General features: G+C 47.5%; 20 protein-coding genes and 1 tRNA gene. 8 read left to right on the top strand and 13 right to left on the bottom strand.

Features of this window, described 5'->3' with window-relative positions; genetic code table 11:
* Positions 1-44 precede the first annotated feature (44 nt).
* Positions 45-142, bottom strand: a tRNA-Sec gene (locus tag RYL88_RS00475).
* 92 nt (positions 143-234) lie between these two features.
* Between RYL88_RS00475 and RYL88_RS00470 the strand changes: the two genes are divergently transcribed.
* A complete protein-coding gene (locus RYL88_RS00470; protein WP_295143985.1) occupies positions 235-846 on the top strand; it encodes a BON domain-containing protein in 612 nt (203 codons plus the stop codon).
* 752 nt (positions 847-1598) lie between these two features.
* Here RYL88_RS00470 and RYL88_RS00465 read toward each other — a convergent pair.
* From RYL88_RS00465 to RYL88_RS00410, 12 genes are all read right to left on the bottom strand, one after another.
* Positions 1599-1772 carry a hypothetical protein gene (locus RYL88_RS00465; protein ID WP_314988493.1) on the bottom strand — a complete coding sequence of 58 codons (174 nt, stop codon included), beginning with the start codon at positions 1770-1772 and terminating at the stop codon, positions 1599-1601.
* A 125-nt stretch (positions 1773-1897) separates the two neighbouring features.
* A complete protein-coding gene (locus tag RYL88_RS00460; protein WP_295145292.1) occupies positions 1898-2761 on the bottom strand; it encodes a formate/nitrite transporter family protein in 864 nt (287 codons plus the stop codon).
* 9 nt (positions 2762-2770) lie between these two features.
* Positions 2771-3214: a hydrogenase 3 maturation endopeptidase HyCI gene (locus RYL88_RS00455; RefSeq protein ID WP_314988492.1), complete on the bottom strand. Its 444-nt coding sequence runs from the start codon at positions 3212-3214 to the stop codon at positions 2771-2773.
* Positions 3215-3325: 111 nt separating this feature from the next.
* The gene (locus tag RYL88_RS00450; RefSeq protein WP_314398314.1) at positions 3326-3670 is read right to left on the bottom strand and encodes a formate hydrogenlyase maturation HycH family protein; all 345 of its coding nucleotides are present in this window, start codon (positions 3668-3670) and stop codon (positions 3326-3328) included.
* A complete protein-coding gene (locus RYL88_RS00445; protein WP_004322348.1) occupies positions 3667-4497 on the bottom strand; it encodes an NADH-quinone oxidoreductase subunit B family protein in 831 nt (276 codons plus the stop codon). Before RYL88_RS00445 ends, RYL88_RS00450 begins: the two co-directional genes overlap by 4 nt.
* On the bottom strand, positions 4494-5033 hold the full coding sequence (locus RYL88_RS00440; RefSeq protein ID WP_295145296.1) for a formate hydrogenlyase complex iron-sulfur subunit: 540 nt from the start codon (positions 5031-5033) through the stop codon (positions 4494-4496). Before RYL88_RS00440 ends, RYL88_RS00445 begins: the two co-directional genes overlap by 4 nt.
* Positions 5030-6766: an NADH-quinone oxidoreductase subunit C gene (locus RYL88_RS00435; RefSeq protein WP_298945274.1), complete on the bottom strand. Its 1737-nt coding sequence runs from the start codon at positions 6764-6766 to the stop codon at positions 5030-5032. Before RYL88_RS00435 ends, RYL88_RS00440 begins: the two co-directional genes overlap by 4 nt.
* Positions 6763-8244: a hydrogenase 4 subunit F gene (locus RYL88_RS00430; protein ID WP_314988490.1), complete on the bottom strand. Its 1482-nt coding sequence runs from the start codon at positions 8242-8244 to the stop codon at positions 6763-6765. Before RYL88_RS00430 ends, RYL88_RS00435 begins: the two co-directional genes overlap by 4 nt.
* A gap of 2 nt (positions 8245-8246) precedes the next feature.
* Positions 8247-8891 carry a hydrogenase 4 membrane subunit gene (gene hyfE, locus RYL88_RS00425; protein ID WP_295145302.1) on the bottom strand — a complete coding sequence of 215 codons (645 nt, stop codon included), beginning with the start codon at positions 8889-8891 and terminating at the stop codon, positions 8247-8249.
* A gap of 1 nt (position 8892) precedes the next feature.
* Complete coding sequence (locus RYL88_RS00420) at positions 8893-9822, bottom strand: respiratory chain complex I subunit 1 family protein (protein ID WP_295145304.1); 930 nt, start codon at positions 9820-9822, stop codon at positions 8893-8895.
* A 10-nt stretch (positions 9823-9832) separates the two neighbouring features.
* Positions 9833-11800: a proton-conducting transporter membrane subunit gene (locus tag RYL88_RS00415; RefSeq protein WP_314988489.1), complete on the bottom strand. Its 1968-nt coding sequence runs from the start codon at positions 11798-11800 to the stop codon at positions 9833-9835.
* A complete protein-coding gene (locus tag RYL88_RS00410; RefSeq protein ID WP_314988487.1) occupies positions 11794-12540 on the bottom strand; it encodes a 4Fe-4S dicluster domain-containing protein in 747 nt (248 codons plus the stop codon). The genes RYL88_RS00415 and RYL88_RS00410 overlap by 7 nt, the downstream gene beginning before the upstream one ends.
* 502 nt (positions 12541-13042) lie before the next feature.
* Here RYL88_RS00410 and mnmG point away from each other — a divergent pair.
* The 7 genes from mnmG (at position 13043) to RYL88_RS00375 (ending at position 22960) form a co-directional block, all read left to right on the top strand.
* Complete coding sequence (gene mnmG, locus RYL88_RS00405; protein ID WP_314988486.1) at positions 13043-14905, top strand: tRNA uridine-5-carboxymethylaminomethyl(34) synthesis enzyme MnmG; 1863 nt, start codon at positions 13043-13045, stop codon at positions 14903-14905.
* 719 nt (positions 14906-15624) lie between these two features.
* Positions 15625-16128, top strand: a complete 504-nt coding sequence (locus tag RYL88_RS00400) for a Rieske 2Fe-2S domain-containing protein (RefSeq protein WP_295144623.1) — start codon at positions 15625-15627, stop codon at positions 16126-16128.
* Positions 16129-16138: 10 nt separating this feature from the next.
* On the top strand, positions 16139-17401 hold the full coding sequence (locus RYL88_RS00395; protein WP_314988485.1) for a cytochrome bc complex cytochrome b subunit: 1263 nt from the start codon (positions 16139-16141) through the stop codon (positions 17399-17401).
* Positions 17398-18426 carry a c-type cytochrome gene (locus RYL88_RS00390; protein WP_314988484.1) on the top strand — a complete coding sequence of 343 codons (1029 nt, stop codon included), beginning with the start codon at positions 17398-17400 and terminating at the stop codon, positions 18424-18426. Before RYL88_RS00395 ends, RYL88_RS00390 begins: the two co-directional genes overlap by 4 nt.
* A 217-nt stretch (positions 18427-18643) precedes the next feature.
* Complete coding sequence (locus tag RYL88_RS00385; protein WP_314988483.1) at positions 18644-19606, top strand: hypothetical protein; 963 nt, start codon at positions 18644-18646, stop codon at positions 19604-19606.
* A 313-nt stretch (positions 19607-19919) separates the two neighbouring features.
* The gene (locus tag RYL88_RS00380; protein WP_314988482.1) at positions 19920-21386 is read left to right on the top strand and encodes a hypothetical protein; all 1467 of its coding nucleotides are present in this window, start codon (positions 19920-19922) and stop codon (positions 21384-21386) included.
* An 83-nt stretch (positions 21387-21469) separates the two neighbouring features.
* On the top strand, positions 21470-22960 hold the full coding sequence (locus RYL88_RS00375; RefSeq protein WP_314988481.1) for a hypothetical protein: 1491 nt from the start codon (positions 21470-21472) through the stop codon (positions 22958-22960).
* Positions 22961-23560 lie beyond the last annotated feature (600 nt).

Raw genomic sequence — 23560 nt, 5'->3', positions numbered from 1 at the left:
TGTAGCTGAATTTTGCTTGTTTTAAGATAATAAACGTAGAAGTTTGGCGAGAGGATGAGAGAATCGAACTCCCCGCGAAGCGGTCAACCGCCCCGCCATCGGATTTGAAGTCCGCGGACGCCACCAGGTCGCCTTATCCTCCGCATTTTTAGATGACGAGCGCGATTATAGCCAAATTTATATAAATTTTAGTTTGATTTTTATAGTATTTAGGCAAAATTTTATAGGCTCGCGATGGATTTTAGGCTCTTTTTAAGGCAAATTTTACGTGCTCTCGCGTTTTTGGCTCCCGCTATTTTTTTGGGCGGATGCTTAGAGTATTTCACCACCGTGACGCCGCTAACGGGCATAAACGTATACGACGCCTATCAAGTGAGCCAAGACGAGCGGGGCATCTACTCCATAGCCAAAGATAAAATCGTAAAAACCAAAATTCAGACTAAAATTTTTGGCACGAGCGGCCTTAGCAACCTAAACGTGGACGTGGAGAGCTTTTACGGCGACGTCTACCTCATCGGCGTCGTACCGGACGCCGAGCACAAAGAAAAACTCGTGGAATTAGCCAAAAATACAAGCGGCGTAAATAAAATCTACACGTATATACGCTTCCCCAAAGACGGCGGCGAATGCGAAGGCAACCTCGCCATAATGCTAAATTTAAAAAATAATCTTTTTAAAGACAGCATAATAAGCGGTACGAGCGTGAGAGTGAGCGTTGTGCAGTGCAACGTCGTATTTACGGGCATCATAACCGACATCGAGCAGGAAAAACACGCGATATGGTACGCCAAGCACATTAATGGCGTGCGCGACGTTTACTCATTTTTGAAGATTTTTAAGGATTAAATTCGCCGCTTTAAAGCGCTAAATTTCGTATCTGCGGGCGCAGGCGAAGTTTGCGGGCGCAGATACGCTCTAAAGCTTAGCGAGCCGGCAAAGCCGCAAAAAGCGTTGTAAGCGGTAGATACGCGGTAAGGCTCTAGCAAATACTGCACACTCTTGACACCCGGCAAATTTTGCGCGCTAATTCGCCCGTTTTAACCGCGGTTTTTGGCTGCGGCGGCTAAATTTAGACAGCCGTTTAGTTATCAAACCAAGCTAGACTAAATTTGCTTTTAAATTTAAAGGTTTTAACTCGCGCGCCGTAAGCATAAAATTTGACGTTTAAATTTAAGTTTTAAACAGCCAAAATAAGCAACCGACTCGCGCGTACGTTTAATAAATTTTAGCCGAATTTGCCTAGCTAAACTAGGCTAGAGGCAAACGAGAAGCCGAGCAGAAGCGCTACGGCGCGGTTGATGAGCAGCCGAAAACCGCAGAGTCTGGCGGGCTAAATTTATTTTACGAGGCAAGACAAATCTTTATGGCGTCAAATTCGGTTTTTAAATTTGACGCCATGCATTTAAATTTCTTTAAACGAAATCATTGCTTGAAATCATCTTGCTTTTTTGTTAAAGGGGAAGGGGCTTGAATACGCTCTGCTAGCAGCTCTCAAAGAGAGTGCGTCCTAACAGTAGCAAACGAAGTGCGGCTAAGTACAAGGCGAGGCAAAGTCGAAGCAAAAGAGCCCCTTTTTTTCGGGAGAGGAAGGGGGGGTTCTACTTACGAAGCGTCGCCCCTTCCTCTCCCAAGCCCTCTCCAACCCCACTGCACGTGAGAGGTGGCGACACTGCTTTGCTAACGCAAAGCGTCGCAAATTTAAATTTAGTGTTTTCAGGGTACGGGTCTTGGCAAGTAAAATTTACGAATTTATCAAGATATGAGATAAACATTCCAGACGGATTGTATGTAGTTTAAATAGTTTGCGGCGGATACGACGGGAGCGGACCGGTCGTCCGTGACCCGAGTATCCTAGCCGAAAATTATTTGAAATCCAGCCGAGCCGGGGAATTAAAAATTACTTCTTTTTCATATCAAATTTATTCGCCATAAATCCAACTAGTCCCACAAAGAAAAGTCCGCCGCAGATATTGCCTAGCGTAACGGGAACTAGGTTTTTACCGATGAAATTTCCCCAGTTTAGCATTTCTAGTTTTTCAGCCGTGATGCCGTGCCCTAGAGCCGTAGCCGCAGCGGTGATATCTCCGCCGTTTGCCGCGATATAGTGAGCTTTAGCGATGATGGCTTCTGTTATGATAAACATATTTGCCACGCAGTGCTCCATCGAGCATGCGACAAACGCGCCGATCATCCACATAATGGCAAAAAATTTGCCCGCTAAATTGCTCTCGCTGGTCGCAGTCCAGATAGACATACAAACAAACACGTTACAAAAGATACCGCGAATAAATAGCTCGTGAAACGGCGCGGTAACCTTGCCTATACCTGAGGGTATAAAGTGCTGCAAGATATAGCCGTCGTATTTTAGCGGTAAGCCGGAGTAGTAATACATATAAGCAATTAGCGCGCCGCCGACGAAGTTAAAAACCCAAACGATCGCCCAGTAGCTAAAGGTTTTGCCTAAATTTAGCTTGCCTTCATACGCACTAACGCCGCTTAAAACCGAGCTCGTAAATAGATGTCCGCCGTAGAAAACGACCATCATAAGTCCGCAGCTAAAGGTGATGCCGCCGATAAAATTTGCAAGACCGATGGACTGTTTTTCAGCCATGCCCACGGTCGAGTGCGCCCAGAAAATATCGCCCATAGCAATCGCCGCACCCGCCATGATAGCTAGAAAAATAATGCTTACTAACGGAGTATGCGCCTTATGCTCCATCGAATTTGACACCGCTTGCGCGGTTTCTGCAGGATTTAACATGTCCTTCTCCTATTTTAAATTTTTATCTATCTCCAAAATGCGCTCGTAAGCTTTTTGCGCGCTTTTTTTCGCATTTTCGCTTAAGCCCTCTTTAAAATCAAGCACGTTTTCAAGCAAAACGCTAATGCCTAAAAATAGCGTTTTGGGGCAAATTTTACGCAGGTAGCTTAAAAGTACGGGCGTGGGCAAGTTGTGCGTCGAGTAGATATAGTCGCGCTCGTTGCTCAGATCAAAAAACTCGATCGCGCCGTCTTTAAACCCGCTCATGGCATCTACCACGACGATGATACCAGGCGCAAATTCGCGAAGCGCGCCAAACTCGTTTTCAGGTACGTCCTGTCCGTAAAATACCCGCCAATCTTTCAAATTCGCCTCGACGATCCGCCCCGTTTCGTTGCCTACATCATCGTCGCCGCGCATGGGATTGCCGATGCAAAGTAAAGCCTTTTTCATCTCTTTTCCTTTCTCTTTTGAGCGCCTTTAAATGAGCTTGAAAATTTTAGCCTGCGATGGACTACATGTCCTATCTCGGCTAAAATTTTCTGCACAACATTTAAATTCATCTCAAAAGTCCTTCCTAAGCACCAGATATCCCTCGCGCAGATTTTCAAGCTCTTTTTTTAGCTCGCATTCGCAAAGCTCGGGGATGAGCTTTGCCGCATGCTCTCTAAATATCTCCACTTCAAAATACTTGCTTAAATTTCCCAGCTTAAATTTGACGTATTCGCCGCCGCTAGCTACGATACGCTCAAACTCCTCGTCGGGTATTTCAAGCGTTTTTTCGCTAAAGTCCACCGTCCCCACGCCGTGTCCGACGCAGACGGAAAATAGCTTGATATCTTTTAGCTCTTTTGGCATCTTTTCGTTTTCGTCCATGTGGCGACGGGCGAGTTTATAGACTCGTATCATCGTTTATCCCAAATTTCTTTTTTAACGTCGATGGCGTTTTGCGTATCGCGTTTTGCTTTGGCGTATTTTAGATAGACGTCGTTGTAAAGTAGCCCCATACACTCGGCGTATCTAGGGTCTTCTTCTTTATGGATAGCCTCTAGCATTACTTTTTTAGTAGCCGCTACGTCGTGGATATTAGGAGAAGTTTTGGCCGCGTCCATATATTTAGCAAACAGCGTCCTGCCGAAGATATAGCTCATCAGCCTCTTTGCCTCGGCCTCCAAATCGCGCTCGAAAAGTATATCGCCTATGATAGACTCTTTTACGGCGGGGGCTTTGCAGTCGTCTTGTTCGAAGCTTCTTTTTTGCAGCTTTTGATCTATGATGCCAAGAGCCATACCAAGGCCGTATATGACGCTAGCAGGATGCGGAGGACAGCCCGGGATATAGACGTCTACGGGGATAATCTTATCTATGCCGCCCCAAACGCTATAAGCGTCGTAAAAGATACCGCCCGTGCTGCCGCATGCGCCAAAGGCCACCACGATCTTTGGATCTGGCGCGGCCTCGTAGGCGCGAAGCAACGGATAATACATCTGGCGCGTAACCGGGCCGGTGCAGAGCAAAATGTCTGCGTGGCGAGGATTGGCTACGAGCTTAAAACCGAAGCGCTCAGGGTCCCACATCGGCGTGATGGCGGCGAAAATTTCTATCTCGCAGCCGTTGCAGCTGCCGCAGTCGATGCGGTAAACGCTAAAGCTTCGTTTGATATTTTTTAGATGTTCTAACTTTGCGGTTAGGTCGTTTGCCGTTTTTATATTTTCGGGAACTTGATAAAGGCTCATTTTATCCCCTCCTCTACGTCTTTAGTTATGCGCTCTACGGCTTGGGCTTTTTTGCACTCCGGGCAGATATATAGATAGTCTTTGGCCTCTTCTAGTCTGCCGGGGAGTAAATTTGCCGTGCTAAGCTTTGAAAAAGTATAGTTGATAAGGCGAACGGGCGTATAGGGTTTGCCGCAGCATTTGCACTTTTGCATCTCTAGCTCGCCGCGCTGGATTAGCGCGCTTTTGTCGAATTTAACCGCAAGCTCGAAACCCTGGCTTAAACGCACGCCGCCCGTCGGACAAACCTCGTCGCAGCGTCCGCAAAATATGCATCGTCCGCAGTCAAACTGCCATACGAGCTTGTCTTGCTTTTCGTTCATCTTTAGCTCTATGGCGTTGCTAGGGCACGCTACGCCGCACGCCGCGCAGCCTATGCAAAGCTCGTAGGTGTAAAACGGCTGCCCGCGGAAATTTTCGGGCACCTTATAAGGCTCAAACGGATAGGCGTAGGTCGCCTTTCCGTATTTTTCGGTTACGTCAAATAACTTCATCATCTTAAATCCTTTTTGCTAATTTTGCCCGTTTGGCAAAATTTCTTAAGGTCTTTTTCGGTTAAAATTTTGCTCTTTTTGGTATTTACGTCCACTACGGTAACGCGGTCGGTGCAAGAGTAGCACGGATCTAGCGAGCAGACGATAAGCGCCGCGTCTGAAATGTTGTTTCCGCGGAACTGATAGCGAAGGCTAGGCCAGTTGTTATACGTAGCCGCGCGGCATCTCCAGCGGAAAACCTTTTGCGCGCTACCTTGCATGATCCAGTGGACGTTTTCGCCGCGAGGAGCTTCTACGTGTCCGAGGGCGAAATTTTCAGGCTTTATCATCGTTTTTGGATCGATTGATATCGGCGTTTGAGGCATTAGCTCCAAACACTGCCTGATGATATGTATGGACTCTTTTAGCTCGTTATATCTAACGACTTCGCGACTAAATACGTCTCCGCCGTGTTCTACGTAGACTTTAAATTCGATATTTTTAAAGAAATCGTAAGGGTGGTCGTAGCGGTTGTCGCGCTTTAGACCAGAGCCTCGCATATTAGGACCTACGGGGCTAAAGTCTCTTGCTACTTGCTTATCTAGCACGCCTACGCCTTTCCAGCGCGCGATTTGGCGTTTATCGTCCATAACCGCGTCCCAAATTTCAGAAATTTGAACGTCGAGCTTGTTTATCATCTCGATGCCCTTTTTTATCTCGTTATCGGTCATATCGCGGCGAAGTCCGCCCATGATGACGTTGCCGTAGGTTTTACGGCCGCCCGTTACTAGCTGGGCTAACTCCATAGAGTACTCGCGCACCCTAAAGATATGCATAAAAGCGTTATAGTTACCCGTTACCTCGCAAGCTAGACCGATGTTTAAAAGATGGCTGTGAAGGCGCTCGATCTCAAGGCAAATCACGCGGATAGCCTGCGCTCTTAGCGGAACTTCAAGCCTGATAGCTTTTTCGGCCGCTTCTATACAAGCAATCGCGTGAGCGTAGCCGCAAATTCCGCAGACGCGCTCTGCAAGGTAGCCCATCTGATCGTAGTTCATACGGTTTTCGGCTAGCTTTTCCATACCGCGGTGCTGATAAAAGAGGCGGTAGTCCGCATCTATAATCTCGTCGCCATCGCAAAATAACCTAAAGTGTCCCGGTTCGTCGCTAGTTACGTGCAAAGGCCCAAGCGGCACGTCGATGACGCTATCGCCTTTTGGAAATAAAAACTCGGTGTCGGGCTCATCTTGGTGAGCGACGGGATCTGGGCGGTAGCGGTAGTCCATCGCGTCTTTTCTAAGCGGATAAAGGCCGTCCGGCCAATCGTCGCTTAGCACCAATCTACGCTTATCTGGCAAGCCCTCGGCTACTAGGCCGAACATATCGTAGGCTTCTCTTTCGTACCAAACGCAAGCAGGCACTAGCGGCGTAACGGACGGAAAAGTCGGATCGACGCCGGGGATTAGCGTTTTAACGGTGATAAAGCACTTATCCTCAGCGGCAAAGTCGTCTTCTTCCGTCATCTTGCCGCCCTCCATAGACAAAGCGTAGTAAAGCGCAAAACAGCCGTTTATAGTCCTCTCGTCGCTAGGTATCATCGTAGAGATGAAACCGCCGATATCGTAGTAAAGGGTCTTAACCGCAAGCGGAAGGTCGTTTCTATCGACTAAAACCGTGATTTGGTCGTCGGCTTGGCGGGTTACTTCTAGAACCTTTACCTTTGTTTTTAAAATTTCAACGAATTTATCGCCTCTCATAATAGTTCTCCAGTTATTATCTTAACGCCGTTTTCAACCAGCGTATAAAAGTTATCCACGTGCCAAACGCCAAAGATTATAATCAAAGCGCAAAGCAGGATAAGCGGTAAATTTTCTAATATACTCATCTCTTTATTGTGAACGACCGCGGCTTTAGGTTCGCCAAAGCTTGCTAAGTTAAAGTGCGAGAAGTCTGCGATAAAGATGATGGCAAGAGCTATCGCAAATAAAGCGACGCTAAAGTATTGACCGCTATTTACGGCACCGACGAAGACGTTAAATTCGCTAACGAATATCGCAAACGCAGGCACGCCTACCAGCGAGCAAACCGCAGCGCCAAACATCATCGTAGTTACGGGAGCTATCTTTATCATACCGCCCATTTTGCTCATATCTTTGTGTCCGTAAATTCTAGCGATATTGCCCGTCGAGCAAAACGCGAGAGCCTTGGTAAAGCTGTGAGCTAGGCAGTGGAAAATAGCCGCAAATAGCCCGAAAAATCCACCTACTCCCAAAGCAAAAGCTATAACGCCCATATGCACGATAGAGTGGTAGGCGAACATCCTTTTTACGTCGTGTTGCCTGATTAGGAAAATTCCGCCCACAAATAGCGTAATAAGACCAGAAACTATCATCACGCTTTGAACGAACTCCATACCCGTAGCTTGAGCCGCGATAGCGTAGTATCTAAATAAAGCTAACATCGCGCACTTTAGCAAAACGCCAGAAAGCAGAGCCGAAATAGGCGCAGGACCTTGGGCGTGAACGTCGGGAAGCCAGGTGTGCGTAGGAGCAAGGCCGGCTTTCGTACCAAATCCGATAAGCGCAAAGACAAAGATTAGCTTTGCGACGTCGGGGCTTAAATTTTTAGCGTTTGCCATTATGCCAGTCCATAGCATCGCGGTTTCGCCGTCTTTTATCTCCGCAAAGGTCGCAGAGTAAAGAAGCACGGTCGCATAAAGCGCGAACGCTAGGCCGATAGAGCAAAGGACTATGTATTTATAACCGCTCTCGGTTGATTTTTGATCTTTCAGGATCGCGACTAGAAACACCGATGAAAGCGTAGTAGCCTCGATCGCGGCCCACATGAAGGCGACGTTGTTACAGATGACGCTTAAGCTCATCGTAAAGATAAACACGTGGCTAAGCGCGTAGTATTTTTTAAGCGCGCTTAAATTTATATGTCCCTCTTCAAGCTCCCATCTCATATAGTGGGTCGCGTATAAATTTACTAGTAGGCCCGTAACCGCGATAAGTATCAAAAATACGCAGCCAAGGCTGTCTAAAAACAAAAATTTATCGTGCGCGTAAAACGTACCGCCCGTTAAAACCTTGCTTACGTTAAATAGCAAGGCTAAAGACGTAACCGCGCTAACTGCTACGTGAAGCAAACTCAAAAAAGCGTAATTTTTCGGAGAGAAAAATAGCAATATCGCTCCAAGAAGCGGTAAAATTAATATCAAAGTTAAACTATCCATCTCTATCCCCTTAAATTCGTAGCCTTAGATGTATCAAGGCTGCCGTATGCTTTATAAAATCTAATCGCTAAAACGCTCATAATGATAACCGCAAAAATCGCGTCGGTTAAAATTCCAAGCTCGACGAGCTCGTTTGAGTTGTAAGCCATGAGCGCTAGGCTTAGATGTATGCCGTTTTCAAAAAGGCAATAAGCTAAAATTTGCTTGATAAACGAGTTTCTAAGCATAAAGCCGAAAACCCCCATCATAAATACGCAAACCGCGGCTAGTAGCATTATCTTTTCTTTAATAAGCGAAAACTCCAAAAATATTGGATTAATACTCATCGCCAAAGCCAAACTAAAACCCATAGCTATAACTGGGCTAACGAAAAAGCCGCCTACAGGCTCGTCTTCGTGTACGACGCCAAGATTTTTAATAAGCCAAAGCAAGATAGCCGGCACGAATAAAACCTTCGTAAAAAACGCCACGACCGCCCACGTAGATAGTTGCTCGGCGTTAAATTTAGACGACAACGTAAAAAATATCCCGACTAATAGTAGCGTCTGGACTCCGTAAACTATGACGGATAGCTTTAGGCTTCTTAGCCCGAAAACCGCCAAAGACGTTACCATCATACAGATAGCTAAAGTATCTAAAATATTCATCTCACACCCCCACGACGTAAAGCGTCAAAGCCGCAAAAGATATAGCTAGAGCAGCTAGAGCGTTTTTACGTAAGCTCGAAGTCATCTGGAATCTAGGTCCAAAGTTATCTATAAACACGGCCGCTACGTAAAACACTCCCGTTTTTAAGACGAAGATTATCACGGCTAAAAACGGATTGCTAAAATTCCACGGCTCGAAAATCGAAAGGAAAAGTCCGATCATCGCAAATTGTTTTAAGATAAGCGAAGCTTGAACTAGGCCTAAATCAGAGCCCGCGTATTCGCCCAGCAAGCCTTCTTGCAACTCTTGCTCGGCTTCTGCTAGGTCAAAAGGCTTTCTGCCAGTTTCAACGTATATGCACCACAAAAACGCTATCGAAGCAACCGCAAAGCTTGGGATCTGATATCCGATTTGGCCGCTTTTTACCATTGATTGGATTTCTACTAAATTTGACGTTCCGGCTGCAAGCATAACGACGATTAGGCACATTATCATAACGGGCTCTACGTAGACGGCTAGCATCTGCTCTCTACCGCCGCCGGTGGCCGCAAACGGGTTGCCGCTATCCATAGAAGCAGCGCCGAAAACAAAGCGAAGTAGCGCGCCTAGGTAAAGAATCACGAATATATCCGAATACGCTCCAAAAATCGTGCTTTTACTATAAGTGATAGGAATAGCCGCCAGTATCGCCGCCGAAGTAGCAAACAAGAAAAACGGAGCCTGCCTAAATACCCAATGAGAGCATGCAGGCACGGTTCTACCGCGTCTAAAAAGCTTTATGATGTCGCGATACGTCTGGAAAAAATCGCTACCTTGTTTTGATTGCAGTTTGGCTCTTAGTTTCCTAGCCATACCGTCAAACAAGGGCGCAACCAAGACGATGACGACTACTTGAAATATCATCAAAAGTATAGTCTGTAAAATTTCCATCTCACGCCCCCTATATCAAAAAGTAGCTAACCGCTAGTATCGCGCAAAGATATATGAGGATATATAGCGCGTAAACATTGGTGTAGCCGCTTTGCATTATGCCTATTTTTTCAGCGACCTTTTCGGTAAATTTAATCACCGGCTCATAAAATAGCCCCCACCAGATATCTTTTGGATGGTTGTGATACTCAACCGGGTTAAAATAGCCTTTAGTCACGACCTTTCTCTCGCCTTTAAATAGCCAGTTCATTATGCGTCTTAGATCGCCCGTAAAAGGACCGCCCGTCATTTGCATGCGAGAGCTGTACTTAAATCCGCAAGCCCAAGGATCGGTCTCGCGAGGTTTCTCGCGGTTTGCTTTCATCACGGCTAAAATCGCAAAAGGCAAAACCATAGTAGAACACAAGATGATAGCTATAAGCGGAGTGGAAACCACGCTGCCTAAATTTGAGGTTAAATTTATACCGTGGCTAGCTACGTAACCGCCCGCGCCGCCTATGGAATTTACGGCCGTTTGGATGTAGCCGACGACTACGTTAGCTCCGATACCAAAGCCTATACAGCCGATCATTAGCACTATCATGCCAAGCACCATAAATATCGGGCTTTCTTTGGCGTTTTCCCAAATTTTCTGATCTCTTGGAGTTCCCGCAAAGATTACGGCGTAAAGCTTAAGGTGCATGCCGACTAACACGCCCGTAAGCGCTAGCGCAACGACTGAAAGCGTAAAGGCGTATCTAGTAAAGATGCCCTGCTCTAGCGCGCCTTGAAGCATACCTTGATATGTAAACCACTCGGATACGAAGCCGTTAACTGGAGGCAATGCCGCGATACCCATGATACCGATAAACATACCAACGGAAGTCCAAGGCATCTTTTTAGCTAGGCCGCCTAGCACGTCCATATCGCGAGTGTGCGTAGCGTGCAAAACCGAACCCGCGCAAAGAAACAATAGTCCTTTAAATATCGCGTGGTTAACCACGTGGTAGCATCCTGCTAAAAATCCGATCGCGGCAAGAGTCGTATTTCCGGCGGCTAGTCCGTATAGGCCGGTGCCAAGACCGAGCAAGATGATGCCGATGTTTTCAACTGAGTGATAGGCAAGAAGCGCTTTGTAGTCGTGCTGACAAAGAGCGTAAAGAACGCCAAAAAGCGAGCTAGCGGCACCCAAAATCAAAACCGTCAAGCCAAAGTAAATGCTTAAAGGCAAGAAAAGCGTAAATTTAACTAGAGTAAATAACGCAACCTTTATCATTACGCCGCTCATTAAAGCAGAGACGTTTGAAGGAGCGGCCGGGTGAGCCATCGGTAGCCATACGTGAAACGGCCACATACCCGCTTTACTACCAAATCCTACTAAGAATAATATAAACACGACGACGCTAGCCGCAGTCGGCATATTTAGGTGGGCAAATTTGCTAAACTCGGCGCTGCCGGCGTAGTGAGCCATTATTAGCAGTCCACAAGTGATACAAAATGCGCCGACTTGAGCTATGCCAAGATACACCATCACCGCTTTTAGCGTGCCTTTGCCGTCGTTTACGAGGATGAGGAAAGACGAAATAAGCGTCATAAGCTCCCACAAAACGACGAAGCAAAATACGTTATTTGCGCTGATAACTAGAAGCATCGAAAGGATGAAAAGGTTAAACAAACAGGCAAAAACGCCTACGCTTGCTTTTTTTATGTATTCCTCCGCATAGCTCATACCGTAGACGCTGCTGGCAAAGCCGATAAAGACGACTACGAAGCTAAAGAAATTTCCAAGCGGAGTTAGCTCGAATTTTGGCGTATACAAAAAATCGCCGCCAAGAGCGAAGCCCTGTATCGTCCCCATATGCGCCACAAAGTAGCAAAGCGCGTAAAAACAGCTGATCGCGCTTAATCCAAAGCCGATTTTTACGGCTGATTTTTGAGCGCCGTAGAGCAGGATGCTAACGGCGGCGCTAACTAAGAAAAGCAGATACACGCCTACCATCTCGCACCCCCTTTTGCGCCGCTATTTTCGTCGTTCATAGCGCGCGAATTCGACGCCGCTTGCTCTCTTGCCTGCTCGCTAGGAGTTTTGTCAAGCTCCTTGATGACGATGACGTCGCCCTCGCCGTCCACGTCCTGAGCGCCGATATCGGCTAAAACGTGAGGCTCTTTTAAATTTCCGCTTCCGCGTAAAATTTTATCGACGAAAGCCTGAGCGGCCTCTTGCTCGATCTTATTGCCGAGCTTGTGATGTCTGTGCAAAGGATCGACCATGATGATGGCGCTGGTCGGACAAACCTCGACGCACGCAGGGCCGTTTTCGCGCCCGAAGCACATATCGCACTTTATCGCGGTGTTTTTCGCGCCGGCCTGACTTTCGATTTCGAGGTAGTATTTGGGCTCTACCGCGTAGTTAACCGACGGCATGAGCTCGGCGCTCGAGCTTATCGCGCCGTAAGGGCAAGCGATAGTGCAGAGTTTGCAGCCTATACAAATCTCCTCGTGAAGCTCGATGTAGTTATCGTCAAACCTTAGCGCCCCGGTAGGGCACACGTTCGCGCAAGGACCGTCATCGCACTGGCGACACTGCGTCGGCATGACGCCCTTTGCCTGGCGCAATACAGTTAACCTAGCCTTTGAGAGCTTGCCGCGCTCATAGGCGCTACGGAAACATGCCGCCATGCAAGTAGCGCAACCGATACAACGTTTGTAATCGGCGATCACAAATTTATGTCGTTTCATAAATTCTCCCTTCTACTTGTTTTTTGATTCTTGATTACTCTTAAATCTTGAAGCAATTTTATTACTTTTAAAAATTTATTTCCGTCATCTATCTGACGAATTTTGTATTTTTTAGATTAATTTTTATGAATTATTTATTTTTAAGTTTATTTTTAAATTTACGGTAATATAGGCTTTCTTTTAAACTTATGCGAATATAAAAATATTACGCACGAACTATCAGGTACTAAAAGAGAGCATTTTAGTCTTAAAATATTTTAAAAAGCTTAAGTAAAAATTTAAGTATAAATTTTAAAAGTTTGGCTCTTACGAATTTGAACTCGTAATAACTAATACTAAATTTACGCCTCTTAGGTTTGCGGTCCGAATTGATTAAATTTACGTTCGGCCAAGCCGGCCCAAAACGCGCGGCCTAAGATAAATTCGCTATTTTAATCGGCAAATTTGCGTGATTTTTATCTGTTTTTAGATAAAATCCGCCAAAAATTTAAAGGTAAATTTAATGCAAGAATATGACATCATCGTCGTCGGAGGCGGTCACGCGGGTATCGAAGCTAGCCTAGCTCCCGCAAGAATGGGCAAAAAAACCCTGCTAATCACCATCCTAGCCGAGCAAATCGGTGCGACTAGCTGTAATCCCGCAGTGGGCGGCCTAGCCAAAGGCCATCTGGTAAAAGAACTCGACGCGCTGGGCGGGCAAATGGGGCTAACGACCGATGCCGTGGGCATACAGTTTCGCGTGCTAAACGAGAGCAAGGGCCCCGCCGTTCGCGGCAGCCGCGCTCAAATTGATATGGATAGATACCGCGTCTATATGCGAAATTTACTGCTAAATACGCCAAATCTTGACGTCACGCAAGAAATCGCGACGCAAATTTTAACGAAAAACGGGCAAATATCTGGCGTAAAAGCCCACCTCGGCAACGAGTATAAAACTAGCAAACTCATCATCACGACGGGCACTTTTTTAAACGGGCTAATTCACGTCGGATTTAATAAGCTGCAAGCCGGCCGCGTGGGTGAATTTAGCTCGGTAAATTTAAGCCAAAGCCTAAGAGATCACGGCTTTACGCTAGGACGGCTAAAAACGGGAACCTGCCCCCGCGTGGATGCTAAAAGCATAGATTTTAGCGCGCTTGAAGTCCAAGACGGAGACGCAAATCCCGTCCCGTTTAGCTTCCGTACGCAGAACTTCGCGCCTACGCAGCTGCCCTGCTACATCGCCTACACGAACGAGACTACGCACGAGATTATCCGCTCGAATTTCGACAAAGCGCCGCTTTTTACAGGGCAGATAGAAGGTGTAGGCCCTCGCTACTGCCCGAGTATCGAGGATAAGATAAATAGATTCGGCGACCGCGACAGGCATCATCTTTTTATCGAGCCGCAGACGGCTAGCGCGACGGAGTACTATATCAACGGCTTTTCTACTAGCCTGCCTTACGACGTGCAAGTAGCGATGCTACGCTCGGTCAAGGGCTTTGAAAACGCGCGCATCGTGCGCCACGGCTATGCGATCGAGTACGACTACGCGCCGCCTACGCAGCTAAAACACAGCCTAGAAACCAAGCTCGTCGGCGGGCTTTATTTCGCAGGGCAGATAAACGGCACCACGGGCTACGAGGAGGCCGCGGCGCAGGGGCTGATGGCGGGCATAAACGCCGCTCTCGCGCTTGAGGGCAAAGAGCCGCTCGTGCTGCGCCGCGACGAGGCGTACATCGGCGTTTTGATCGACGATCTAGTCACCAAAGGCACGAAAGAGCCCTACCGCATGTTTACCTCGCGCGCCGAGTATAGATTGCTGCTGCGCGAGGATAACGCCGTGCTGCGCCTTAGCGGCTACGGACGAGAGCTTGGGCTAATAGACGCTAAAACGCATGAGAGAGTCGAGAAAATCCGCGAAAATTTAGCGCGCGGGCTAGCGTATCTAAACCAGACCGTAATCACGCCCTCAAAGCAAAATTTAGCCCTTTTAGAAAGCCTGGGCGAGGACATAATCAGCCAAAACGCAAGCCTACAAAAAATCGTAGCGCGCAAGAGCTTCACGCGCGAAAAGCTGCAAAATTTAGACGAAATTTTCGCCGGCATGGACGAGGCGAGCTTGGAGCAAATTTTAGTCGAAGCGAAGTATCAGCACTATATCGCCGAGCAAAAAAGCCAAATAGAGCGCATGAAAGATATGCTGCAAGTGCGTATCCCAGAGGGTTTTAGCTTCCGCGGTATCAGCGGGCTAAGCAACGAAGTGGTCGAAAAGCTGGAAACCTTTAATCCGCCTACGCTTTTTGCCGCCAGCGAGATTAGCGGTATCACGCCCGCAGCGATAGATATTTTGCACATTTATATAAAGATGAACGAGCGCGGGTAAATTTAGCGCCCCTTGGCAAAGCAAAACGCTAGCCTAAATTTAAGCTTGACAAGGGGTAAATTTGAGCGGCGCAGACGAAATTCAAACGCCCGCAGCGATTGCCAAAGTTCAAATTTAGTAAATCTCGTCGCGATAAGATTTGCGAGAGATTACGACAAGGGCCGTTAATCGTTAAAGATTATGCTTTACATGCGGCGTTTATCTTGTCGTCCATCATGCTTATTTTTGCGTTCAGCGTTATTTTTAATCGTTTTTGGCGAAATTATGCTAGTTTAAGCATTGCCGCCTGCTCGTTTTGCTCATTGATAACTATAAATTCGTCATCAAACGCCTTCGTAAATAAAAATTTCATTTGAGGCGCGAGACGAATTATTGAATAAAGACCGTCTTTAAACCAAATTTAACCAATCATCATCCGCTAAAAACGGAAAATTTGACGGCGTAAATTTAAAGCCGCTCGGCGTTAAATTTTGCGGAGCGGGTAAATCAAAAAGAATAAAACCGAATTTAAATTTAGCCGACCCGCAAAGCATAAAATTTAATTGTCAAAGCCAGGTTACTCCAGAATTTTACCCGCAAAAGCCTCAAAAAGGCAAAATAGTAAATGATTATTTAAAAAATAATTTAAATATCTAAACTATTTGCAGGAAAAATAAAATTTTAATTTTCATAAGAGTATAATGGCGAGTATTTTTTAAAAAACTGCTGAAAGGAAGGTAATGTCCGTAAAACAAGAAAGACGAGATTTTATCGGTTTGGCGTTCGGGGCGGTGGCCGCAGTCGGCGGCGCGGCGACCCTCGTAGCCGTCAAAAAGACCTGGGATCCGCTTCCTAGCGTTAAGGCGGCGGGATTTACGACCGTAGATCTCAGCCCGATGAAAGAGGGCGAGATGCGCCAAATAGAGTGGCGTAAAAAGCCGATATTTATCCTAAAAAAAGACGCTTCGATGGCGCCTAACGACAAGCGCGACGTCGTGGTAGACGGCGCTAGATATATGGTGGCGATCGGGCTTTGCACGCATCTTGGCTGCATCCCGGAGTGGAAACCGGGCAAGCAACTTTTCGTTTGCGCCTGTCACGGAGGCGAATTTAACGCAGACGGCGTAAATACCTTCGGCCCTCCTCCGCGCCCGCTAGACATACCGCCGTTTAAGATAGACGGCACGAAACTCGTTTTGGGCGAGACCAGCCCCGAATACGAAAAACTAACGGCTCAAGCGTAAGGAGGGGAAGATGCACATCAGAAAATCAACGGGTGTTTTAGACTGGCTGGATCAAAGGATCGCGCTAAATAAGCTAATGAAAGTCCTCGTCAGCGAATACTGGATACCGAAAAATATAAATTTCCTCTGGGCGATGGGCGTTATACTCACGACGCTTTTTGCGTTGCTTATTTTTACCGGATTTATGCTAGTTATGTACTATAAACCGGATATAAATTTAGCCTTTGACAGCGTAAATTTGACCATAATGAAAGAGGTCGAGTACGGCTGGCTATGGCGTCACATACATGCGGTTGCGGCTTCGGTCGTGTTTCTCATAATTTACATCCACACCTTTACGGCGATTTACTACGGCTCTTATAAAAAAGGTCGCGAGATGATTTGGGTAAGCGGTATGTTGCTCTTCATCCTGTTTTCAGCCGAGGCGTTTAGCGGATATATGTTGCCTTGGGGTCAGATGAGCTACTGGGCGGCGATGGTTATTACGAATTTATTCGGCGGCATCCCGGTTATCGGCGATGCGGTAGTCGAGTGGATCAGAGGCGACTACGCCGTTAGCGATCCGACTTTGACGAGATTTTTTATGCTTCACGTCTGCTTGCTGCCGATCGTGCTTATAGCAGTCGTCGCGATACACTTTTACACGCTTCGCGTTCCGCACGTAAATAACGAAACGGGCGAGGAGATAGACTTTGAAGTAGAAGCCGAAAAATACCTAAGCGGCGACACGAAAAACGCGAAAGTAATTCCGTTTTGGCCGGGCTTTTTGGCAAAAGACTTCATGTATATCGGCTTTTTCATGATTTTCTTTTTCTATCTCGTGTGCTTTCATTTCGACTTTGCGATGGATCCGATAAATTTCGAGCCGGGCAACCCGCTAAAAACGCCTCCGCACATCTATCCTGAGTGGTACTTCTTATGGCAGTATGAAATTTTACGCGGATTTTTCTTCGATATTCTCGGATTTAAAGCCTACAATATCGGCCTTATAGCATTTGCGATCGCGGGCGTGGCGCTATTTTTCATGCCTCTTTACGACAGAAGCGACGTCGTGGCTCCGGCTCACGAGAGAAAGGGCTTTTTCGTATGGTTTTGGCTATTAATCGTTGATATGATTATCCTCACGATTTTTGGCAAATTGCCTGCCGACGGCGTAACGCTAGGCATTTCAAACGCTTGGATAGGCTTTTTCTCGACGATAGCGTTTTTTATCCTACTTTTCGTAGTCTTGCCTATCATAACGACGCTTGAGAAAAAAGGAGCGATGAAATGAAAGAACTAAAAATTTTTATAATCATAGTCGCGCTTGCTGGCGTAGCGTACTGGGGCATAGAGCCCTACGCACATAGCGTCATGCATCCGCACGTAGCCGCAGCTGACTACGACCTGGGCGCAGAGGACGTAGCTCAAGCTAAATCCGTAGTAGAAGCCAGACAAAAAGCTCTCGAAGCCGCGCAAGCTCTAAACGACGAAAAGAAAATCGCCGGAGCGAAAAAAGATTTAGAAGAAGCAAAAAAATCTCTTGAGGACTACACGGCGTTTTGGAACGAAGTAAAAACTATAAATTTAGCCAAAGGAGACGCCGCTAAAGGCGCTGAAACTTTTGCTAACGCGGGCTGCTCGGGCTGTCACGGCGTAGAGGCCGCAGGTATACCAAACGCTCTAAGCGCCGCCGAGCTTAGCGAAGCTCACGGCGTCGTACCGCCCGATCTTAGTACTGCAGGGGCGATATACGACGAGCATTTCCTAGCGGCTCTTATAAAAGACCCGACTAAAGCGCTAAAGCTAACGCATAAATTTAACGACGAAAAGCCTTATCCGATGCCGGCCTTTTTCGGAGCGGGCGGAGAAGATCCAAATGCCGAGATCGCCGATATAGTCGCGTATCTAAAGTCTATCGCGCCTAAAGAAGTCAGCGACGAGCAGGTATTTCGCGACGCATGCCAAAGATGCCACGACATGAAATACGAAAACAAATACGCGCTAAGCAACCGCGTAAATTTAGCCGCGTACATGGGCTCAAACCCGCCCGATTTATCGATGATGATTCGCTCAAAGGGCGATGAATATCTGCATAAATTTATAAACGATACGCAAAAGATGCTGCCAGGCACTGCGATGCCTCGCGTGGGGCTAAGCAAGGCTAGCGAGGATCAGATCGTAACCTACATACAAAAAGCCGGCGACGCTAAAAAGGCCGAGCGCGAAAGCCTAGGCATAAATGCGATGATCTACTTTTTGATTTTCGGCATTTTCGGATGGCTTTGGAAACGCAAAGTCTGGTCTAAACTGCATTAAAATAGGAGCCCGTTTTCCGGGCTCTTTTTAAATTTACCGCTTCGCTTCCTTCTTTTTGATTTTTAAATTTTCCCTGTTTTTAACTCGCAAACAGTTTTTAACCTATTTTATCGCTTGTCGCCTAACTCAAAGCCGAGTTTAGCCGCGTCGCTCGTCCAAATTTAAATATTTTTTAGATTCGTCCGCTAAAATGCGTTAAATCTTAAAAGGAAAAAAGATGAACAAAGCAGAATTTCAAAAGCTAAATTCCAACGAAAAACAAGACGCGATGCTAAAAATATCCGCCGCATATCGGCAATTTAAATTTCTAAATTTAAGCAAATTTGCGTGCGGCGAGCATAGCTTTGAGACGGGCATTTTTGATTTTGAGGGGAGCGAGTTCGTTTTTATCCCGGGGGACGAGCCCGAGCTTGGCTGGGATGATTTTGCCGTTTTAGATGAAATTTCGGCAAAAGAGATTAAAGAACAATGCGACTACTGCCCCGAGGATCAAAGCCTGCGCGAATTCGTAGCGAAACAAACCTCGCCGCTTCACCGCGTCAAAATCCCCGCTATGCTAGCCGAAAGAAAACCCGCCGAGCTTAGCTGGTACGAGGTAGATTTAAGCGACGAAAGGCTTAAAATTTACGCAAACGAGATAGAGAATTTTTCGCGCGGTAAAGACAAAGATATTTCTGAAATGACGGTTTGGAGCGCGATAAAATTGGTTCGCGAAGACGGCAAGATTCGCGCGTTTTTGTTTGACGATGTCGCGCACGAGGAGCTTGAAGCAAATTTACGCAAGAACGGCTTTAGCCTACCAAACCAGGACGAGTGGGAATACCTAGCCGGATGCGGAGCGCGCACGCTTTGGCGTTTCGGCGACGAGCCTGATCCCGACAAGGTAGCGCTACCGCACGTTAATCAGCCCGAAAGTCCGAAATTTTCGCTATTTGATCCCAATTTATTCGGGCTATTCATCGCCTTTGATCTTTACTCGGTCGAGCTTGTTAGCGAGCCGATATACTTTAAAGGCGGCGACGGTGGCAGCGCGTTTTGCGGCGGTGCGTCGCTGTTTGAGTGCCTGCTGCCCGTTTCGCCTTTTTACACTATGAGCGAGGAGATGCGAAATGATTATTTGGAGTTTTTGGACGACGGCGATATCGATAACGCGATTTACAGGCGTATTTTTAGACTTTAAAAAGCGCTTTAGCCGCTAAATTTAGCGCCGATTAAAGATATCTCGCCGCGCGTTTTAGCTCAAATTTATATCGCCCCGTAAAGGCTTAAGTTAGCCTAGATACCGAGATCTTGCGAAATATAAATTTAACCGCTTTGCAAAACGCTTTTACGCCGATTTACGACAACCGCGGGATAAAATAGGCGCAAAGCGATAAATTTGCCGCAAAAAGCCGAGCTTGCTTTCGTTTTTCGTTGATTAAATTCTCGTAGATTTATCCTTAGATGCTAAAATCAGCCACCGTTTTTCATAAAATTTACCGAAAAGGAAAATTATGGTTAAATCTAAAATTTTTGCCGCTCTTGCGGCGCTTTGCTTTGGCTTAAATTTAAGCGCTGGCGAGCTGGAGGGCAGGTGGGGCATCGTCTCGGCGAACATAGACGGGCAGGAGGTGCAAACGGCGGGGCAGAAGTGCTTTGAAGATTCGTTTTTCGAGGTTAGCGGTCGCGAGGCAAAGCTAGGCCTTAGCTCCGTAGGCGAGGACGGCGCGTGCAAAAGCGGCGCGGCAAGCTACGCCTTTAAAAGCATAGGCGCGGGCAAATACGCGCTGGGTCCTATCGGCGAGTTTTGGCTAGAAGAAGGCGCACTAAAGGTAAAACAGTCCTTAGACGGCGGCAAATTTATCGTTTTTTCATTCAAAAAAGACGCGGCCGCAAACAAAGTTGCGGTAACGGCAACTGGCTCAAATTTGAGCGCGGACGAGCTAGAGGGCAGATGGGAGATCGACTCTGTCACGGCACAGGAGCAGACGTTCAAAACGGCGGGCCAAAAGTGCTTTGAAGATTCGTTTTTTCAGATTGCGGGCGGCAAAGCGACTGTTAGCATCGTGGCGGCAAATTCCGACGGCTCGTGCAAGACGGGCGCGGGAAGCAGCGGCTATCAGAGCCTTGGCAGCGGCAGATACGCGCTCGATAAAGATGCGGGCGAATTTAGATTAAAGGGCGACGCGCTCGAATACAGGCAGGCGGACAATGACATCGTATTCACCTTCAAAAAACGTGCAGGCGGGGCAAGTTCAAGCGGCTCAGTGCAAGCCAGATCAAGCTCAAGCGCAAATCAAGCAGCAAACGCAAAAGACCCTGGCGTAAAACACAGCGACGCAAAAGCCACCCAAAAAGGCACGGGCGTGTTTGCGGGCAAGTGGTTCTTCATAAACACCAATACCGACATATCCTTTTATCTGCGCGACGACGGCACTTACGCGAGCCGTTTAGGAAAGCCCGACTGGCGCACGCGCATCGACGGCACGTATAAAAAAGACGGCAAAAAAATCGTACGAACCGCCAACGACGGCGAGCAAAGCATATATAGCTGCGAGAATGCGGATTGCACGTTTTTGTTGAGCGACGGCGGATACCATCTCTTTAACGCTCAAATCTTGAATGAGGTGCCAAAGGGCAGCTACTCATTCACCTCCGTTGGCTCCATGTCCCTTTACAACGCCTCGGGCGGCACAGATATCGTTGGCGGAGGCGTGAGCGGGCACTATGACTTCGACGGCAAAGGCCGCTTCAGGGACGGCAGTTGGGCCTACTCCTCCGCCGCCATGAGCAATGTGGGCGGCGGCGGAACAAGATCTAGCAGTAGCACGGGCTCATATACGCTGGATGGCGGTGAACTCACGCTCAGATACGACGACGGACGGACGCAGCGACATAGCTTTTTTTACATTCCGCCTACCAGCGAAGGAAAAGCGGGCGGAGTGGTCGTCGACGGCGTGATATATTTTTTAGACGAGTAGCAAAACCAGGGCAAATTTGCCGCATTCGGTAAATTTGCAGATGGGTTCGCGCAAACCAAGACTAAATTTATGAAAGGAAAAACATGGCTAAATTTAAATTTTTCGCAATCCTCGCGGCGCTTTGCCTCGGGTTAAATTTAAGCGCTAGCGAGCTGGACGGCAGGTGGAGCATCGTTTCGGTTACGGCGCAGGGACAGACGTTTAAAACGGCAGGCCAAAAGTGCCTCGAAGACTCTTTTATCGAGGTTAGCGGCGATAACGCGCGCCTAAGCCTAAGTAGCGCGGGCGACAGCTCATGCGAAAAAGCCGAACAAAACTTCGCTCTAAAAAGCCTAGGCGGCGGCAGATACTCGCTTGGCGGCGGCAAGCTACGGCTAAATAACGGCTCGATAGAATACAAACAAGGCACGGACAGCGGCGAAATCGTATTTACCTTTAAAAAAGACGAGGTAAATTTAGCCGGCATCGTAAACGGTGCCGTAAATCAAGCCGGCCTCGGCGGGTCAAATTTAAGCGATTTAGAAGGCAGATGGGAGCTAGTCTCGCTAAAGGCGCAGGGGCAGAGCTTTAAAGTCGCGGGGCAAAAGTGCTTCGGCGACTCGTTTTTTGAGATCGGCGGCGATGAAGCGACGGTAGGCATCGTGGGCGTAAACCCGGACGGTTCGTGCAACAATAGCGCGGGCAAAAGCGGCTACGAAAGTTTAGGCGGCGGCAAATACGCGCTTAGCGCTAAAGGGCTGGGCGAGTTTTGGCTAAAAGAGGGCATGCTCGAATACAAACAAGTCGCGGACGGGCAAGAGGTCTTGTTCGTCTTTAAGAAAAGCGCAAATAGCGCGCAGGCAAAAGCAAACAAGTCAAACTCAAATTCGGGCGAGTCCGCAGAACCCGCAAAGGACTCTAGCGTCAAACACAGTAGCGCCGGGGCGAGCAAAAAAGGCTCGGGGGTATTTGGCGGTACGAAATTTAACATGCTTTTAAACACGAGCGAGGATTATTCCTTTTACCTACGCGACGACGGCACCTACGCGAGCCGCCTAGAAAAGCCCGACTGGCGCACGCGCATCGACGGCACGTATAAGATCAAAGACGGCATCCTAACGATAACCAGCAACGACGACTACGACACGAGCTACTACTGCGAGAACGACGACTGCACCTTTTTGTGGAACTCAATCGGTACGGGGTACTATATGTTTCAGGCACAAATTTCAAGCCAAATGCCAAAAGAGTGCTTCTCGTTTCGCAAGGACAGCTCGTCGTCCCTGTACGGCTGGTCGGGTGGCAGCGATACGGTGAGCGTAGGCGTGAGCGGATACTACTGCTTTGACGGCAAAGGGCGCTTTAGCTCGGGCGGATCGTCGTATGCTATGGCAACCTCGGGTACCCCAGGCGGCAGCATAGACGGGGGCAGCTCAAAATCGCGCAGCGATGAGGGCTCATACACGCTCGATCAAGGCGAGCTAACGCTAAAATACGACGACGGTACGGTCGTTCGTCACAGCTTTTTCTACGCTCCGCCGCTGGGCAAGGACAATAAAACTATGGCGATCATCGACGGTGAGGTTTATCGGTAGCTTTTGTTTTAGTCCGCCTTTACGCTTGGCGGACTGCTTTTTAGCTCGCCATTTTGCGTTTTAGCTTTTTAGCGCATTTTGATCAAAGGGCTTTTTGGAAGCAAGAAAATTTACCCTAGGATTCACGCGCAGGCCTTTGCTTTTTAGCCTACTTCTTAGCTAGCCGAATTCGTCTTTAGTTTTTGCTCACTAGGCGAAGGCTTTTGTCTTAAGCTAAGAGTTGCTTTTATGACCTTAGGCGAAATTTTAAGCTCGGGGCTTAATTTTTCAAGCCGCCGCCGTTTTATCCGGTATATCGCTAAGCCGCATAAACAGTATCTACTTTTAGCTTGCCCAACCAAGATCTTAAGATAATACGCCTCATCTACTATGAGAAACTGTCAAATCGACACCCCTCGCGCTCCAACCGCGATAATCCAGAAATTTTATTTGCATCCTAAGCTAAATTTAGCAAATACTCGGCAAGGCAAATATAGTGCAATCACCTAATCTAGAGCTGGAAATATTGCCGCATTCCTAAAAGTCGCAAACCCAACATACTCCTAATAAATCGCGGTTAAACCGCTTTTCTATAAATGCTGACGATTTTGCTCGTATTCT

Source organism: uncultured Campylobacter sp. (assembly GCF_963517995.1).
Lineage (GTDB): Bacteria > Campylobacterota > Campylobacteria > Campylobacterales > Campylobacteraceae > Campylobacter_A.
The sequence above is the reverse complement of the archived record's forward strand: the minus strand, read 5'-3'. Positions and strand labels throughout refer to the sequence as shown.